Genomic DNA, 17,790 nt, shown 5'->3' with positions numbered 1-17,790 from the left:
GCACCCCGGTGCGGCACCGCGACACAACGAGGGGCACCGCGCACACCGGCCGTGAGCGCGGTGCCCCGCACCACGTACCGCGCCGTACCGCACCGCTTCGGCACCGCACAGCACCGCACAGCACCGCACAGCACCGCACAGCACCGCCCCTGCACAAGCACCGCCTCTGCACCACCCGGCAGACAACGGCGTCTACCACCCCCACAAGGAGTTCCCCGTGGCCATCTCGGTCTTCGACCTGTTCTCGATCGGCATCGGCCCGTCCAGCTCCCACACCGTGGGCCCGATGCGCGCCGCCCGGATGTTCGCCCGCCGGCTGAAGAACGAGGGCGTGCTCGCCCACACCGCCTCGATACGCGCCCAGCTCTTCGGCTCCCTCGGCGCGACGGGCCACGGTCACGGCACCCCGAAGGCCGTCCTGCTCGGCCTGGAGGGCGACTCCCCGCGCACGGTGGACGTGGAGAGCGCCGACGCGCGGGTGGAGCGGATCAAGGAGGCGAAGCGCATCGACCTGCTGGGCGTGCACGAGATCGCCTTCGACTTCGACAAGGACCTGGTCCTGCACCGGCGCAAGGCCCTGCCGTACCACGCCAACGGCATGACCATCGCCGCGCACGACGCCGAGGGCACGCTGCTGCTGGAGAAGACTTACTACTCGGTCGGCGGCGGTTTCGTCGTCGACGAGGACGCGGTGGCCGGGGAGAACCCGATCGTCCCGGACGACACCGTGCTGAAGCACCCCTTCCGCACCGGCGACGAACTGCTGCGCCTCACCCGCGACACCGGCCTGTCCATCTCCGCCCTGATGCTGGAGAACGAGAAGGCGTGGCGGAGCGAGGAGGAGATCCGCGAGGGCCTGCTCGACATCTGGCGGGTGATGCAGGCGTGCGTCTCGCGCGGGATGTCCCGCGAGGGCATCCTCCCCGGCGGCCTCAAGGTCCGCCGCCGCGCCGCCACCACGGCCCGCAAGCTGCGCTCCGAGGGCGACCCGGCGGCCCTCGCGATGGAGTGGATCACCCTCTACGCGATGGCCGTCAACGAGGAGAACGCGGCCGGCGGCCGGGTCGTGACCGCCCCCACCAACGGCGCGGCGGGCATCATCCCGGCGGTCCTGCACTACTACATGAACTTCGTGCCGGGCGCCGACGAGGAGGGCGTGGTCCGCTTCCTCCTCGCCGCGGGCGCGATCGGCATGCTCTTCAAGGAGAACGCCTCCATCTCGGGCGCCGAGGTCGGCTGCCAGGGCGAGGTCGGCTCCGCCTGCTCGATGGCGGCCGGCGCCCTCGCCGAGGTCATGGGCGGCTCCCCCGAACAGGTCGAGAACGCGGCCGAGATCGGCATGGAGCACAACCTCGGCCTCACCTGCGACCCGGTCGGCGGCCTGGTCCAGATCCCCTGCATCGAACGCAACGGCATGGCCGCGGTGAAGGCCGTCACGGCGGCCCGGATGGCCCTGCGGGGCGACGGCAGCCACAAGGTGTCCCTGGACAAGGTCATCAAGACCATGAAGGACACGGGGGCGGACATGTCCGTGAAGTACAAGGAGACGGCGCGGGGCGGGCTCGCGGTGAACATCATCGAGTGCTAGGGAAACAGGCCCTGACCAGCGCGTTCGTACCTTTCAGCGCTGTCAGGGCCTTCCCTGCTTACGCGGCGGAAAGTCCCTGAAACCTCCCTGGGACAGACGTGAAAGTCCCTGAAAAGTCCCTGGGATGCCCCTGCTCCGAAACCCGGTTGAACGCCCTGGGCTGCTTCGTGATCACCAGTGCACGCTGCGTCCGAGCAGATCGGCAGTCCGGTGGCGGACCTCACGCGTGCGGTTGCATCGCCTGGAGTCGCGCTTCGACTTCGGCGACGACGAGCTTGGACTCCTCGGCCGGGCGTCCCGTTGGATCAGCCATCGGGCACCTCATGACCTTCACCGCGAGACCGTCGAGATCGACCATCGTCGTCACCTCTGCGCGCTGCCGGGAGCCGCATTGGGCGAAATCTTCGGATTTGTCGACCAGGACGGCAAGGGACGGCAACCGCGTCAGCAGCTCGGACTGGAGACCCCGTATGACGCGTTGCATGTCCTCGAAGTGCTCGTGCAGCGCGAGCGCCTCGCCCTGTCTCTGCTTCATGTCGGCTTCACGCCGCTCCAGTCCTCGCGCCTCCTCCTGCTGACTGGCTTCGAGCGCTTGGATCCGCCATGCCGCTGCCAGTTCGTACGTGACCTTGCTCGAAGTGGCCTCGATCTGTTCCAGCATCTTCCTGCCGGCCGCTCTCCCTCCACCGCCGACCGCAACAGCCCCGCGACCAAACCACGCTTCTGTGGCGTTGCGGGCTGCGGCCCCGCGCAGCGACTTGATCGCCCTGCCCGTGGAAGCGGATCCGAGGCCCTGCACCGCGCGATAGGACCCCGATTGGACAGCGGGACCGACGGCGAGTGAAAGCCCGAGGACCAGAACCGCACCGCCAGCCATGCGAGCGGCCGGCATCACGGCGACCCCACCCGTTCGCCGCGGCTCGGCACTCCTCTTAGTGCTCGCGGTGGGCCTCTCGATCGCCGCCAGTTCGAAGTGATCTACGTTCTTCACACGCCCGTAGACATCGCGAAAGGGAAGAACGGCCACGTCGTAGAGCATCTGCCGTGCATTGTCCAAGGCGATGAAGTCCTCAGCGACCTGCTGATCGAGCTCCTGAGCAGCCTTCTGCAAACGCTTGCGCGTCTTCCGGTTATTGCGGACGAGCACTACGGCGTCGACTACATCGATGGTCACATTGCCCCCCATGTGCTTTTTGTAGAACCCTAATTGAGATCGTCGAGCCACGTCTCGGCGTTCGACCACGCCCAAGTCATGCAGGTCGCCGATCGTTGCCCGCGGATGCAAGGACGGAGTCCGTCCTTGCATCCGTCGACACGTACGACGGTCCACGCCCCTTCGGTGGCCGATCGATTCAGTCAAGGGCTCGGTTGGTTCCGGACAGATTCGATCAACTTGGTTTATCGGCTTGTAACTTGCTTTGCCCTGAGCTCATCCTGATCAGGTTCGGAGAAGCAGAAGATGTCCGGCCATGGCGTCGTGCCATGGCGGCTTCTGACTCGCGGACCCTGGAGACCCCGTGGACACCCCTGTCCTGTGGGCCGGTTGTGCATGCTCGTCGCCACCGGCACGTACCTCGGAGCCGCTTCGGCTCCCCCGTCGCTCGTTCATGAGCGACGGCGCCATTCTGCTGCTCAGGTCTTCCTGCAGCGCCTCCTTCCCGTCGGCGACCTACGCCGAGGCTGGAGGAGAGACGCAGTGACCGCACCACCGTTCAAGCCGAACGTCACCCAGCAGACGGCCCTCGTCGAGCACCTCGTGAGCGCGGTGGTCACCGACGCGACAGGTGAGTCACAGGGCGACGTCTGCCTCGGCGAACCTCCCAGCGCGCGCTACTTCATGGAGAGCCTCGGTCCCCACGCCGTCGAGCCGGGTGGTGCCGCCCCCAGGTACGGTCGGATGACTCCGGACAGCCTCGGGTTCGAGTTCGAGGCCGAGAACGCCAGCTCCGTCATGGTCAGGGCGAAGGCGTCCTTCTACTACTCGGCCCTGCCGACCCGGGCGGAGCAGCTGGAATGGGCTGGCGACCGCGAGGAGCCGTACCGGCTGGCGCCGTTGTTCAGGCGACTTGACGTGGCGGTCGGCCCGGTGGAGATCGTCCTCGGTCAGGCCGGCCTCCGTCAGACTCTGGAGGGTGAGTTCCGGCATGCCTTCGCCGGGGCCGTCGAGCTGGCGCTGCGTGATCCGCGGATCGACCGTCGCGTGGGCGACGACCGGCGGGAGCGTCTGGTGCCTCCCGCAGCGATGGAGGACGACAGGTCATTCGAACAGTGGCTGGCCCGGGAGGTGGCCGGGGATCCTGTGGTGCCGACCCCCGCCGCACACGTCGTCATCACGTCGAGGCCGGTGGCCCCGGGACGGCTCCGGGTGACCGCAACCCTGCAGAACCTCGCCGTGGACCCGGTCGTGACCGTCCAGGGAAAGGGCAGGAACGCGGGCCGCAGCCGCCGCGACGAGGCGAGGGACAATGCCCTGTTCCGCGCGGGGCTGGAGATCGACGGCGACCGTCTCCTGCCCATCGTGATGGATCTCGGCGCCGACGCCTACCGCTACTCGGGTGACCTGGGGGCGTACGCGAACAACTGCGGTGTCGAGCCTCGGTGGCACGACGGCCGGCTCGTCTCCGTCCGCAGCGTGCCCGTGCCGCAGCATGACACCCATCGCGCGGTGGCCCGCTCGGACGAACGTTGGGGCTACTCGGCGCTCGCTGCCGACCCGCTGCCGGTTCTGGAGGACCTCGCCGACGAGATGGAGGCGTATCTCGACGCCCCCGCGTGGAGCACGGAGGACCTCCAGGACAGGCCGGAACTGGCCCGCCGGAAGGAGGCCGACCGCCAGGCCGCCGCGTTGGAGGTCGCCCGCTTCCGCGACGGCATCGCGTGGCTGCGGCGGGACGACCGTCTGCTGACCGCGTTCCAGCTCGCGAACGAGTCCATGACGGAGCTCAACACGCGAAGGAAACAACCGAACCGGGGGTGGCGCCTCTTCCAGCTCGTGGCCATCGTGAGCCAGCTCGGCGCCCTGGCCTGGCGGGAGCACCCCCAGGACTCGTTCACGCCGGGACTCTGGGGTGACGACCAAGACGTGGATCCCACCGAGGCGGCGACCGTCGTCTGGTACCCGACCGGAGGCGGCAAGACGGAGGCCTATCTCGGGCTGGTCCTCGTGTGCATGTTCTACGACCGGACCAGAGGAAAGGAGGTCGGGGTCTCGGCCTGGTGCCGCTTCCCCCTCCGGCTCCTCACCCTCCAGCAGACACAGCGGCAACTCGACGTCATCGCTGCCGCCGACATCGTCCGAGGCCGCAACGCCGACCGCATCAAGAAGGTCGGCGGCAATCCCGGGTGGCCCTTCTTCATCGGTTTCTACGCCGGCGGAGGCAACACCCCCAACTCGCTCACGTCCGACCGCACGCTCGACCGCCTTCGGTCGAGCGAGGCAGAGCGGCATGCGTACCGGCTCGTACACGACTGCCCCTACTGCGGTGAACGGTCGGTACACATCCCGCCCCCCGATCCCCAGGAGCTCAGGCTCAAGCACGTCTGCGGCAACGAGCAGTGCGGGAAGGTCCTGCCCATCGTCGTGGTGGACACCGAGATCTACCGCTACCTCCCCACGGTCGTGGTCGGCACCCTGGACAAGCTGGCCAACGTCGGGCTGTCGGACAAGTTCGGCGCGCTCCTGGGGGACGTCGACTGCTGGTGCACGCCGCACGGGTTCGGTCGGGGCGGGAAGTGCCACGAGCGCCACGCGCCCGGTCATCCGAAGACGGCTCCCGGGCCCCTGAAGGCACCTCTGTACGACCCCTCCCCCTCCCTGGAGATCATCGACGAACTGCACATGGTCAACGAGGAGCTCGGGGCCTTCTCGGGGCACTACGAGGGGCTCCTGGCGGAGGTGCAGCGCACCCTGACGTCGAGGCACCGGGCCGACGGACGAGGAGTCCGCATGAAGGTGGTGGCGACGACCGCGACCATCCGGGGCGAGGACCGCCAGAGCGAGCACCTCTTCGGCCTCAGGTCCGTCGTCGTGCCCCTCCCGGGGCCCAACCTCGACGAGAGCTTCTACTGGCGCCTGGACCGACGGCTCCCCCTCCGTCGTTTCGTCGGGGTCATGCCGACCCGGGGAACCGCGGAGATGACGCTGGTCAGGATCCTGACCTCCGCACACCGAGCCCTGTGGAAGCTCGAGCAGCGCCGCGAACTTCCGCCGGCCTTCGAGGCGTGGCCGGAGGAGGAGCTTCGTGCGGTCGTCGACCTGTACCGCACGAGCCTCACGTACGCCACGACGCTCGTCGACTTCGGCCGTATCCGCCGCTCGCTGGACACGCAGGTCAACGAAGCGCTGCGCAGGGAGGGCTATCCGGACCTCCGCGTGGCCGAGCTGAAGAGCGAGACGCGCCTGGACGAGGTGCGTGGCGTCCTGGACGACCTGAGCAGCACCGACGGTGAGACGGGCATGGTCGTGGCCACGAGCATGGTGAGCCACGGGGTCGACGTGGACCGGCTGAACTTCATGCTGTTCAACGGCATGCCCAGGTCGATGGCGGAGTACATCCAGGCGTCCTCGCGTGTCGGCCGCGCGTACCACGGACTCGTGTTCATGCTCTTCAACCCGGTACGGGAGCGGGACCGCTCGCACTACCGGTACCACGGCAAGTTCCACGAGTACCTGGACCGCATGGTCGAACCGGTGGCGATCAACCGCTGGAGCCGGTTCGCGGTGCGCAGGACCCTTCCCGGAATCCTCATGGGTCACCTGCTCCAGATCGCCAACCGCGACTGGTGGCAGTCGGGCAACGCCCCGGGGCATCTGCACGACCTCTCGAAGATGCAGGCTGCTCTCCGTGATCCCTCCCTGGGCGGCCTGGAGGGAGCCCAGCTGACCGAGCTGCTTGAGGCACTCCACGCGGTCTTCCAGTCCCACCGACCTGAGGGACAGGAGCTCCGGAGCGACCTGGAGGACATGGTGGAGCACGCGGTCGCCAGCCTGCGCTCCGCGGGCGCCTCCGCCACCCTCGCCGGTGGGAACAACCGGGGGTACCGCGCGACGGGCGACTACCTGGGACTCGAGTGCCGGCCGATGACGAGTCTCCGAGACGTCTCCGAGGGCATCCCCTTCCACGTCGTGTCCGACAACCGGAGGTCGTGATGGCGTTCAACCCCAGGAACGACGAGATGTCCCGCGACCGCGGCCAGGTCCTCTTCCGGTTCAGGCCCGGCCAGACCTTCGACCACCGTGGCGGCTACACCACACAGGTGATCCAGCTCGGGCGTGACGAGGAGTTCGACGGCCCCTCCCTGGATCGTGACCATCTCGTCCAGGAGGCGATGCGGTTCGTTCGCAGATGGCGGGCCGCCGGACGCGCCTTCGTCGCCGGGTCCGACCGGGCACCCGAGTTCCCCGGCGACCAGGACCGACTCGGCGATCGCCACTACGAGGTCGTGGTCCCGGGCAAGGTCTTCTGCCGCGTCTGGCCCAGGGTGGTGCGCTGTTCCAGGGCAGGGTGCGGTCACGTCTGGACTGCCGGAGACCCTCGGCCGGGAACCGATGACTGGCCGCCGGCCTGCCCGACCTGCGGCGGCGTCGTCGGCAACCGGCAGCTCCAGTTCGTCTTCGCGCACAAGTGCGGCGAGACGTCGCCGATGTACCCGCCGAGCAAGTGCCCGAGGGGCCACACCCGGTTCAGGCTCGACGACCGCGCCAGCCGGTTCCGTGACTTCCGGTGGGAGTGCATGACCTGTGGCTTCCCTCTGGGTGTGCAGTGGAGTTGCAGCAACTCCTCGTGCAGCTACCCGGACAAGTTCATGAACCCCCTGCTTCACTCCGCGGGAACCGCGCACGTCGGCCACGGGCTGACCCTCGTGAACGTGACGACGACGGAGGAGGCGACCCGGCTGAGCAATCCCCTGTACACCGCGGCCGTGCTCGGCTGGTGGCTCGGGGAGATCACCGAGGACGAGTTCCGTCGGCTCACGGACGGACACACGGTCGACGTGCCCGACGAGGTAGTCGAGAGCATCCGGGTGATGGAGGAGGCCGGTCTGCACGACCAGGCGCGTGCCCTGCGGGCGCGCTTCATGCCGGTCGAAGTCGACCATCTGCGGGACCGGGTGGGCAAGGCTCTCGGACTCGACGCGGGGAGTGACGACGCCCGCGGGCTCGCGGCCGAGCTGCACACCTACCGTCGCGTCCTCAACCTGGAACGTCTCGGGGTCCCACGACTGCAGCGGGAAGCGCGCAACCCGGAGCGGCGCGCCCTCTACGACCGCTACCCCGAGGTCCTGGCAGCCGCCGGTCTCAGCCGTGACACCTGCCTGGTGAGTGACCTCCCGATCACCTACCTCGCGATCGGCTACAGCCGGACCGGCTTCAGCCCCGAGGAGGCGGACCTGGTCCCCTACCGGGGGCGCGTCTCACGGGGTGCTCCCGAGAAGACACTGCTCTACGCGCACCCCACCCAGGCGGAGGCGCTGCTTTTCCCGGTGGACCGGGACCGGGTGAGCCGGTGGATGGTCCGGAACGAGCTCGTCAGCCAAGGCGCCCTCGACGACGCCGGCGGTGTCGCCCAGTGGCTTGTTCACCAGCTCGGTCCGAGTAACGGCCAGGCTCTCTCCCACGAGGTACGACCCGCTCCGGGACACCCCGACCTCCCGGTCCACGAGCTGTTCGGTCTGCTGCACTCCCTGTCGCACCAGATCCTGCGGGCGCTGGCGGTCGACAGCGGGTACAGCGAGACGAGTTTGTCCGAGTACCTGTTCCCGTACGACTTGGCCTTCGCCGTCTATCCCAACGGGGGCAGCGACTTCAGCCTGGGTGCGATGCGGACCGTCTTGGAGCAGAACCTCGACGCGGTCGTGAGTCGCGCCGTCGACAACGACTCGTGCCTGTACGACCCCAACTGCATGATCACGAACGAGGGTGCCGACCACGGCTGCCTGCAGCTGCCCGAGACGGCCTGCCAGTCCTGGAACCGCAACCTCTCCCGCTGGCATCTCTTCGGTTCCCCGGACGGTTCGAGGGTCGGGTACTGGGACCCGACTCTCTGAGACCGAGGGCAGTACCCGCGCGCCCTGTCGACAACACAGGGCTCCTGACTACCGAACTGCACGAGTGGAGCTCAGCGTGAGACCAGAACAAGAGCTGCTGGGCGTCCTTGCCGACGCCCGGGACCAAGCCCGAGCGCTGAGTGGATGGAATTCCGGTCCGGAGCGGATCTACGACCTGCTCCGGACCGCGACCAGAGTCCGTGCGATGGGTATCGCCTCGGGAGTCACGACGGACGTTCCGTGGGAAAGCGTTCTCGCGCAACTCGTCGCGTGGCATCACGACCAACCCGTCGGCACAGGTGCGTGCTCGCAGGAGGACGCCGACGAGATCGTCCTCGCCGCGGTGGCAGCTCAGCGGTTCGGCCCCCTGGAGGCCAGTATTCGGAGCGGCGCCTACGACGTTCGCATGACGAGAGGCGACTTCCGCGTGCGTCATCGCTGGGACGCTTCGGCCGAGGTAGCCGACATGCTCCTCGAGCAGGACGCGCGTCCCACGGGCGTGCCCCTGCTCTCCGACGTGGAGCGGAAGTGGATCTCGTCCCGAGTCGTCGACTTTCGTAGTGGTCCACCGCCGGAGGTCCTCGAGGCAGCTGTCCAGCGGGCCGCTGCGACGATCGAGGTGTACCGGCAGTCGTTGCCCGAGGGCCAGGTTCCCGACTCCTTCGAACTCGGAGATGGAATGACCGCCGGTGACATGACCAGCGTGCTGGCTGTGATCATGGGAATCGCCTCCCTGAGTGAGTACACCGCGCACAGGCTTTCCCGTCTGGAGGCGACGCTCGCGCACATGCCGACCTCCCGGCTGCTCGCCGTCATCGCGGAGATGTGCCCGGACGTGTCCGAGGCGCACCAGGCTCTCGTGTTGGAGAGACTCACCTACCGACCCGGCAGGTCCTGCAGGACCTCCCCCCTCATCAGCCACGACGACGTCGTGATCATCTGTCCGCCCCTCCTGACGCCGAGGGCCGTGGACGCGATCATGCTTCGCTCAGCCACTCATGCGCCCGGTGGATTCGGCCGCATCGGAAGGGCGCAGGGTGCACGTGCGACGGCCTGGACGGAGTGGCTGCGCGCCACCCCGGGCGCCCTGGTAGCCGAGCGCATCCCGGCTGCCAGGACCGACGGCGGGTCTGCCGGCGATCTGGACGTGGTCGTCGTGGACCCGGTCCGCCGGCTCGGCCTCTGCCTCGAGATCAAGTGGCCGATCGAAGCCCTGTCCCTGCACGAAGGCATGAAGATCGAGAGCTGGATCAGTTCTGCAGCAGCGCAGTTGGACCGCCTCAGAGGCGAGCTCCGATCGGGTGCCGCCAGTGCTCGTCTGCCGCGAGATTGGCCCTCGTTCGACTCGATCAGCTGGACCTGGTGCGTCGGCACGCCGCAGCAGCTCACCACGCGCCCTCTTCCTGTTCCGGACATGCACGCCACCTCTCTTCGTTACGTGCAGGCGCTGGGGACGCCGCCCGACCTCGGTTCCTTGGTGACCGCCCTGAGGAACCCGGATCTCCCGGCCAGAGGGGTGCACTTCGACGTGCGGAAACAGTCGATCACCGTGGGCCGACACCAAGTACACATCGACGCGCTCGGGATACGCACGAGCTCTTGGCGCCCCCGCTTCGGGTAGCGAGTCAGCCTTATCATCGGCTCTCTGACGCGACATGAGAACTCGTCCGGGTCAACCAGGCGAACCACCGAGAACACGGTGCTCGTGCGTCCTATCGGGACAGAGATTCGTCCCCTGCAGGTGGCGATGCTGGTGGATAATAACATCCAACACCAGAAATCGGAAGTAGGCTGGAAACTCGGCGTGATGTACGACATAGCGGCTCCGGAGCCGGCGGGCATGGTCGCCTCGCTCAGTTCGCTCGGGTACTCCTTGCCTGCCGCCATCGCGGATCTCGTCGACAACAGCGTCTCCGCTGGGGCGTCGACCATCGACGTCGAGTTCACCTGGGCCGGGCAGGACTCGTGGATCGCCGTTGCCGACGACGGCGCCGGGATGACCGCCGACGAGCTCGTGACCGCCATGACCGTGGCCGCGCGAGGCCCTGCGACGCCCCGGAGTGCAACGGACCTGGGCCGCTTCGGCGTCGGCCTCAAGTCGGCCTCGTTCTCCCAGGCCCGGCAGCTCACCGTCGCCACCGCCACCACCGGCGAATGGCACGTACGCACATGGGACCTCGACGTCGTCGAGAGGTCAGGTGAGTGGCGACTGCTACGCGGCGCGGACGAGACGACCAGCGAGTTGCTCGACCGGATCCGGGGTGAGGCGGACCACGGCACCGTCGTGTTGTGGCGGCGCCTCAACGGCTACCACGTCGACGCGGTGACGGTGGAGGACGAGCGGACACAGAAGCAGTTCTACGCGGAGGCAGCCCGCACGGAGTCCCACCTGGGCATGGTCTTCGGCAGGTTCCTCACCGGAAGCCGACGTCGCAACCTGCGTGTGTCGGGCAGCCCCGTCGAGCCCTGGGATCCGTTCCTGTCCCGTCACCCGTCCGTACAACCGCTTCCAGTCGAGCGTCTGCGGTTGGGGGCGGGTTCCGTACGGGTGGAGGCGTTCGTCCTTCCCAGTGCCCAGAGGCTCACCCCGGACGAGTACGAGAAGGCCGGCGGCCCGCGTGGGTGGCTCGACCAACAGGGGTTCTACGTGTACCGCCGGGACCGTCTGATCCTTGCCGGTGACTGGCTGGGACAGCGCGGGTTGCGCCGCGAGGAGAAGTACAACCTGGCACGGATCGCCGTGGACATCCCCGCCGAGACGGATGTCGAATGGGGGGTCGACGTCCGGAAGTCCAGTGTCGTCCCGCCCGTCGCACTGCGTTCTCATCTACGGCGCATCGCCCTGCAGGCCAGGAGAAGGGCCGCCGACGTGCTTCGGCACCGCGGGCAGATCGCTGCGCGCACACACGGGGATCCGCTCGTGTACGCGTGGAACGTCCGCCGTATCGACGACCAGGTCACCTGCCGGATCAACCGGGGCCACCCCCTGGTGAAGGCAGCTCTGCGCTCTGGTGGTGCCGGTTCGGATGACGTACGTGCCCTGATCCGTCTGCTCGAGGAGACGGTGCCGGTCACCGCCCTCCGCGTGATGCACGAGACGGACACCAGCGACGACCCCGAGCCCTTCGGGGGCCCCGGGCCTGCCGACGCCGAGGCCACGGAGGTCGCACAGCGCATCTACGAGGCACTGGTCTCAGACGGCCGCTCGCCTGCGGCCGCTCGCGAACGCCTCCGGACGATGCCCCCCTTCGACCAGATGCAGGGCTTCTGGAACGGGTGAGCCCCGTTGTCAGTGCCCGCCCCTAGCCTGCCCCATGCCGTTCCCGCCCAGCCGGAGGTCTGCTGTGAGTTCCACCCCCGAGGACTCTCTCGAGTCCCTTGCCAAGGCCCGTCGCCTGGTTCTCGCACTACTGTCGCAGGACCGTCAGCCGACGCCGGACGAGGTGCAGAACGCGGTCACCGTCATCTTCGGGATGCTGGCCGGCCAGGGAGAGGTCCTCGACCGTGACCAGCTGGCCAAGGAGATCGAGGTCCTGACGGCGGTCTTCCAGGAGGGCTCCTCCGGGCTGGAAAGCGACAGCGGACACGAGCCCTGGCTGCCCGAAGCCAAGAACGACCGAGCCTGGGACTTCTGGGAACGCTACCGCCGTTACCTGGAGGACGTCCGCAACCTCCCGCCGCTCGTCGTGCGCCGACTGGACCAGAGCACGGACGAGGTCCTGAGCCAGCTCGAGGACCCGCGCCGTGTCGGCTCGTGGCGCCGGACGGGCCTGGTGATCGGACAGGTCCAGTCGGGCAAGACCGGCCAGTACATCGGGCTCGCCGCGAAGGCCGTGGACGCGGGGTACCAGTTCGTGGTGATCCTCGCCGGCATCCACAACGACCTCCGGAGCCAGACCCAGTTGCGTGTCGACGAGGGACTCTTGGGTTTCGACACCCAGCACCAGCAACGGTCCAACCAGAACGGTAAGTCCCGTCTCATGGGCGCCGGCAGGATGCCGGGTGCCAGGAAGCTCGACATCGCGTCCCCCACCAACAGTTCCGAGAAGGGCGACTTCGGCCGACAGGCGGCCAACGCCGTCAACTTCCCGCTCGGCCGTTTTCCGGTCGTCCTCGTCGTCAAGAAGCACTGGAAGATCCTCGAATACCTGCGGACGTGGGTGACCGAGGTCCAGGGCACGGAGGACGAGAGCGGGAACAAGGTCGTACGCGACATCCCGCTGTTCGTCATCGACGACGAGGCGGACAACGCCTCCATCAACACCGAGCGCGATCCCGACGCGGATCCGACCAAGACCAACGGCGCGATCCGCGAGCTCATGAAGAGCTTCGAGAAGTCGGCGTACGTCGGGTACACCGCCACCCCGTTCGCCAACATCTACATCGATCCCGACGTCGACCACGCCGAACTCGGCACCGACCTCTTTCCCGACAGCTTCATCCGCACCCTGCCCTCGCCGACCAACTACCTGGGCCCGGAGAGGGTGTTCGGTCTCCAGGTCGACAACGACGACGACGAGGACGTGCCCCCGCTTCCGCTCGTACGCCCCGTGGACGACGCCGAGAGCTGGATCCCGAGCAAGCACAAGTCCTCCTTCGTCCCTTCCGACGACCTTCCGCGGTCCCTCCGGGAGGCGATCTCCTCGTTCGTCCTCGCCAGCGCTGCGCGGCGGGTGCGTGGACAGACGAAGGTGCACAACTCCATGCTTGTGCACGTCACGCGCTTCACGGCGGTCCAGGGGATCGTCCGCGACCAGGTGGACGACTACCTGCGGCTCCTCGTGGACTCGCTCCGCGACCGGTACGGGCAGGCACCGCAGCGCATGGCCGAGTTCCGGGCCCTGTGGGAGCGGGACTTCGTCCCCACCACGGACCACTTCCCCGCGGACGAGGCCCGACGCGTCACCTGGGAGGACGTGTCGAGCCAGCTCATGCCCGCGCTACGGAAGATCGTGGTCAAGACGGTCAACGGCGCCTCCCGCGACGCACTCGACTACTACGAGCACCGCAGGACCGGTCTCTCGGTCATCGCGATCGGAGGCCAGAAGCTCTCCCGGGGTCTCACGCTGGAGGGGCTGACGGTCAGCTACTACCTGCGCACTTCCAGCACGTACGACACCCTGCTCCAGATGGGACGCTGGTTCGGATACCGGCCGGGGCACGAGGATCTCTGCCGCCTGTACACCACTCCCGATCTTCAAGCGAAGTACATCGAGGTGACTGCCGCGACCGACGAACTGCGTCGAGAGGTCGAGGAGATGGCAGCGTTGAACCTCAGTCCGAGGCACTTCGGTCTCAAGGTCCGCGCCTCCTCTCTGGGCCTCGCTGTCACGGCTGCCAACAAGATGCGCCAGGGTACAAAGGTCATGCTCAGCTACTCCGGGGAGGGGCCGGAGACGGTGATCTTCAACGTCTCCGACGGGATCCCGGAACACAACCTCAAAGTACTCGGAGACTTCGTCCGGAGACTCGACGGTCTGGCCACCGGCGATCAGACGACGCCGGGGGCCAACGTGACGTGGAAGCAGGTGCCCTCCGACGCCATCGTGGACTTTCTCACGCGTTACGAGACCGACCGCATGGCCCAAAGGGTCCGCCCCCGTTTCATCGCGAAGTACATCGAACAGTGCGTGGCCGTAGGTGAGCTCCCGCAGTGGACGGTTGTCCTGGTCGGCAAGCAGGCAGCCAAGGACCCGCAGGACATCTCCGGTTACAGCCTGGGGCCCGTGGAGCGCGCGGCGCTCAACGACGTCGACAACGACGGGCGGTACACGATCCGCCGACTGCTCAGCCCTCCCGACGAGTACCGCTTCGATCTTGATCCCGACCAGGTGGACGCCGCCCTGGAAGCGACCCAGAAGGCCGCAGCCATCAAGAAGCGGGAGAGGGTGCCCCAGTCGCCTTCGGGAGACCACGTCCGCTGGCAACGCCGAGCGGACCAGGCACTGCTGCTCGTCTACCTGGTCGAGCGGCCGGCGACCGAGGACAGTCCTGTTCGGCCGCCGCTGGTCGGTTTCAAGGTGAGCTTTCCTCGCTCCGAGCACCAGTCCGACACCGAGTACGTGGTCAACGCCGTCTGGCAGAAGGAGGGCCTTGACGCCCTCGATGACGAGGAGGACGGGGAGTGACCGTCACCGAAGCCGAGTGGCGTGACCTGGAGGCACCCCAGGGGGCCCCGGGCAGGTCCCGTATCCGCCTGTACCCAGACGCCCCGCTGGACGTCTTCCTCTCCGTCTCCCACCCAGCGCAGCAGCGCATGCTCGTGCTCAGGGCCGACGCCCGCTCCGCCGACCACATCGTGCGCTCCGTACGCCAGTTGCCTCGCGCTGCCGGGCTGGAGATGAACGTGAGCGCCGTCTCGCGTCTCGAGTACGAGCTCCAAGTGGTCCTCACCGCAGACGAGCTGCGAGAGGTGTTCAACCCGCTCGTCACGGACGTGGCTGACACGGTCCGAGAGGCCCCTGGGGCCGCAGCAGCCCTGACAGCAGCGGTGGAGAGGTTCGAGCGGTGGCAGGACCTCCTTCGCGCCGTCGGCAGAGACGGTCTTGGCCCTGAGGCCCGTCGTGGACTCGTCGGCGAGCTCCTGGTGCTGCGCGACCACATCCTGCCCGTCGTCAGGCCGACCGAGGCCGTCGACGCATGGACGGGGCCGAGCGGAGCCAACCAGGACTTCCATCTGCCCGGAGTCGCCGTCGAGGTGAAGGCCAGCGCCGCCAAGCGACCCCGCAGCATCCGGATCGCCAGCGAGCGCCAGCTCGACGACACCGGGACGCCTGCGCTTCTGTTGGCGTTGGCGATGCTCGACGAACGGCGGGGTGGATCAGGAGAGAGTCTGAACCGCCTGGTGGACCGCATACGCGAGCAACTCACGAGTCCTGGCGTCCGAGCCGCCTTCGACGGTCGTCTCGTGCAGGCCGGCTATCTCCCCGGCCAGCGAGACGTGTACGAGGAGCCTCGCTACACCGTTCGCGACCTGCGCTTCTGGCACGTGGGAGAGAATTTCCCGAGACTCGTCGAGGCAGATCTCCCCGAGGGGGTCGGTGAGTGCTCGTACCACGTGAGCACCTCGGGGCTTGACCACCACCGCGCCACGACCGACGAAGTGGCCGCACTGATCGGGGGACCCCATGCCTGAGCTCGACCTGTCCCAGTACGCCCACGACGTCGTCGCGGACGTCCAGGCCACTGCCGACGCTGAGGGGACCACCACCCCGGAGGCGTTCACGCGGCGCGTGTTCGAGGACCTGGAACGGGCCGGCATCGTGTCCAACACGTTCACCGCCTACCACTCGGCCCACGGTCATCTCGTGCACGGATACGGCATCGGGGACTCCGGGGAGTGCCTGGACCTCTTCGTGACCGACTTCGACCTCGACCCGCTGGAGTCCAAACTCACGAAGGGACAGGCTGAGACCGCGTTCAGGCGCCTGCTGACGTTCGTCCGCCGGTGTCGGGAGGGCCTGCGTCAGCACATCGACGAGTCCTTCGACGTGTACGACATGTGCGCGGCAGTGGAGAAGGCGCTCACCGAGGTACGGAGGATCCGGCTCTTCCTGCTCAGCAACCGCGTCGGCACGAGTACCTCCTTCCCGCCCACCGAGTTCGACGGCCTTCCCGTGACACACGAGGTATGGGACCTGGCGCGGCTGCACCGTCACGAGACGTCCGGCAGCATCAGCGAGCCCATCGTGGTCTCGTTCGACCCTCCGCTGCCCTGTGTCTCGGCACCCAGCAGCGAGCCGGACCACTCGGTGACCATGGCAGTGATCCCTGGCCAGAGACTGGCCGAACTGTACGGGGAGTACGGGACCAGACTTCTCGAGTTGAACGTCCGGTCCTTCCTGCAGGCCCGAGGATCGGTCAACCGGGGAATCAGGGAGACCCTGCTGAACTCACCGGGCAGGTTCCTGGCGTACAACAACGGCATCACGGCAACCGCGTCTCAGGTCGACTTCGTGCACGGCCCGGACGGCACCCCCACGGGCATCTCCCGGGTGCACGGGCTCCAAGTGGTGAACGGTGGTCAGACCACGGCCTCGTTGCACTACGCCTCGAGCCGGGACAAGGCCGACCTGTCTCACGTGGCTGTCCAGATGAAGCTGACGGAGGTCTCTCCCGAGCGGCTCTCGGAGATCGTCCCGATGATCTCCGAGTACTCCAACACCCAGAATCGCGTCACGCTCGTCGACTTCAGCTCGAACCACGCGTACCACGTGGCCGTCCAGCGGATCACCCGATCTCTATGGGCGCCGGCGACGGACGGCAGTGGCCAGGAGACCCACTGGTTCTACGAGAGGGCGCGCGGCCAGTACACCGACGAGGTGGCCAAGGCCCGGACACCGGCGAAGCAGCGCACCTTCAAGAAGCTCAACCCGACCAGTCGGAAGTTCACGAAGGCGGACCTCGCGAAGTACGTCAACTCCTGGAGCCTCCTCCCGTTCAGCGTCAGCCGCGGCGCGCAGAAGAACTTCGTCGCGTTCATGGACCGGATCGGCGAGGCGCCCCCACGGGTCGACGTCCGCTACTGCCAGCGCGTGATCGCGATGGCGGTCCTCTTCAAGGCAGTCGACCGCGTCGCGGCGAACCACGAGGCGGGCAGCTACAAGAGCATGATCACGACCTACACCATGGCCCGTCTGGCGCTCGCCACGGAACAGCGCATCGATCTCGACAGGATCTGGCGTGAACAGAGGGTCTCGTCAGCCCTCGAAACCGCGATCGACGATCTGTGCCCCCGAGTCATGCGGGTCGTCACCAAGCCACGTGAGGGCAACCACGTGGGCGAGTGGGCCAAGAAGCCCGCCTGCTGGGACGCCGTCTCCCGCGTGCCCTGGTCCGTGCCTGACGCTCTGAAGGCAGAGCTCCGTGATCACCCGCTGGACGACGAGGCCCTCGCGGGCGGAGCGGAAGGCGACCGCGGGGCGAGCGACGAGGTGACGTCGGTCCCGGCGGACGAGTGGTACGCCATCGAGCGATGGGCGAAGGAAACGCATAACCTGGATCCCTCACAGCGGCAGCTCGCGCAGTACGTCGGTCGGCGACTCGAGCTCGGGCAGGAGGTTCCCGAGCCGCAGGCGGTGCAGGCGCTGCACGCGCGCAACGAGGCGTTTTCGCTCGGGTTCGTGCCTGGCCCGTAGGTCCGACGCGTCCCGGCC

9 protein-coding genes are annotated in these 17,790 nt (G+C 67.8%); 8 read left to right on the top strand and 1 reads right to left on the bottom strand.

What is annotated here, in order from left to right:
* The first annotated feature begins 217 nt into the window (after positions 1 to 217).
* A complete protein-coding gene (locus tag ABZ457_RS14150; protein ID WP_359157523.1) occupies positions 218 to 1,588 on the top strand; it encodes an L-serine ammonia-lyase in 1,371 nt (456 codons plus the stop codon).
* A 220-nt stretch (positions 1,589 to 1,808) separates the two neighbouring features.
* Here the strand turns inward: ABZ457_RS14150 and ABZ457_RS14145 are convergent, their stop codons facing one another.
* A complete protein-coding gene (locus ABZ457_RS14145; RefSeq protein WP_359157521.1) occupies positions 1,809 to 2,762 on the bottom strand; it encodes a hypothetical protein in 954 nt (317 codons plus the stop codon).
* A 522-nt stretch (positions 2,763 to 3,284) separates the two neighbouring features.
* On the opposite strand from ABZ457_RS14145, the gene ABZ457_RS14140 reads away from it, so the two are divergent.
* The 7 genes from ABZ457_RS14140 to ABZ457_RS14110 all read left to right on the top strand — a co-directional run bounded on the left by ABZ457_RS14140 (position 3,285) and on the right by ABZ457_RS14110 (position 17,772).
* The gene (locus ABZ457_RS14140) at positions 3,285 to 6,737 is read left to right on the top strand and encodes a helicase-related protein (RefSeq protein ID WP_359157519.1); all 3,453 of its coding nucleotides are present in this window, start codon (positions 3,285 to 3,287) and stop codon (positions 6,735 to 6,737) included.
* Positions 6,737 to 8,635 (top strand): hypothetical protein, encoded by a 1,899-nt coding sequence (locus ABZ457_RS14135; protein WP_359157517.1) that lies wholly within the window; start codon positions 6,737 to 6,739, stop codon positions 8,633 to 8,635. Before ABZ457_RS14140 ends, ABZ457_RS14135 begins: the two co-directional genes overlap by 1 nt.
* A 205-nt stretch (positions 8,636 to 8,840) precedes the next feature.
* A complete protein-coding gene (locus ABZ457_RS14130; protein ID WP_359157515.1) occupies positions 8,841 to 10,256 on the top strand; it encodes a hypothetical protein in 1,416 nt (471 codons plus the stop codon).
* A gap of 183 nt (positions 10,257 to 10,439) precedes the next feature.
* Complete coding sequence (locus ABZ457_RS14125; protein ID WP_359157597.1) at positions 10,440 to 11,915, top strand: ATP-binding protein; 1,476 nt, start codon at positions 10,440 to 10,442, stop codon at positions 11,913 to 11,915.
* 64 nt (positions 11,916 to 11,979) lie between these two features.
* Positions 11,980 to 14,763, top strand: coding sequence for a Z1 domain-containing protein (locus ABZ457_RS14120; protein ID WP_359157513.1), 2,784 nt, complete (start codon positions 11,980 to 11,982; stop codon positions 14,761 to 14,763).
* Positions 14,760 to 15,770 carry a PD-(D/E)XK motif protein gene (locus tag ABZ457_RS14115; RefSeq protein WP_359157511.1) on the top strand — a complete coding sequence of 337 codons (1,011 nt, stop codon included), beginning with the start codon at positions 14,760 to 14,762 and terminating at the stop codon, positions 15,768 to 15,770. The genes ABZ457_RS14120 and ABZ457_RS14115 overlap by 4 nt, the downstream gene beginning before the upstream one ends.
* On the top strand, positions 15,763 to 17,772 hold the full coding sequence (locus tag ABZ457_RS14110; protein ID WP_359157508.1) for an AIPR family protein: 2,010 nt from the start codon (positions 15,763 to 15,765) through the stop codon (positions 17,770 to 17,772). The genes ABZ457_RS14115 and ABZ457_RS14110 overlap by 8 nt, the downstream gene beginning before the upstream one ends.
* The last annotated feature ends 18 nt before the right edge of the window (positions 17,773 to 17,790 follow it).

The organism is Streptomyces sp. NPDC005805 (assembly GCF_040630445.1).
GTDB lineage: Bacteria > Actinomycetota > Actinomycetes > Streptomycetales > Streptomycetaceae > Streptomyces.
The sequence above is the reverse complement of the archived record's forward strand: the minus strand, read 5'-3'. Positions and strand labels throughout refer to the sequence as shown.

Excerpts from the sequence above, each read along its gene's own strand:
- ABZ457_RS14135 (WP_359157517.1), top strand. The coding sequence starts at position 6,737 with ATGGCGTTCAACCCCAGGAACGACGAGATGTCCCGCGACCGCGGCCAG.
- ABZ457_RS14130 (WP_359157515.1), top strand. The coding sequence starts at position 8,841 with ATGGGTATCGCCTCGGGAGTCACGACGGACGTTCCGTGGGAAAGCGTT.
- ABZ457_RS14110 (WP_359157508.1), top strand. The coding sequence starts at position 15,763 with ATGCCTGAGCTCGACCTGTCCCAGTACGCCCACGACGTCGTCGCGGAC.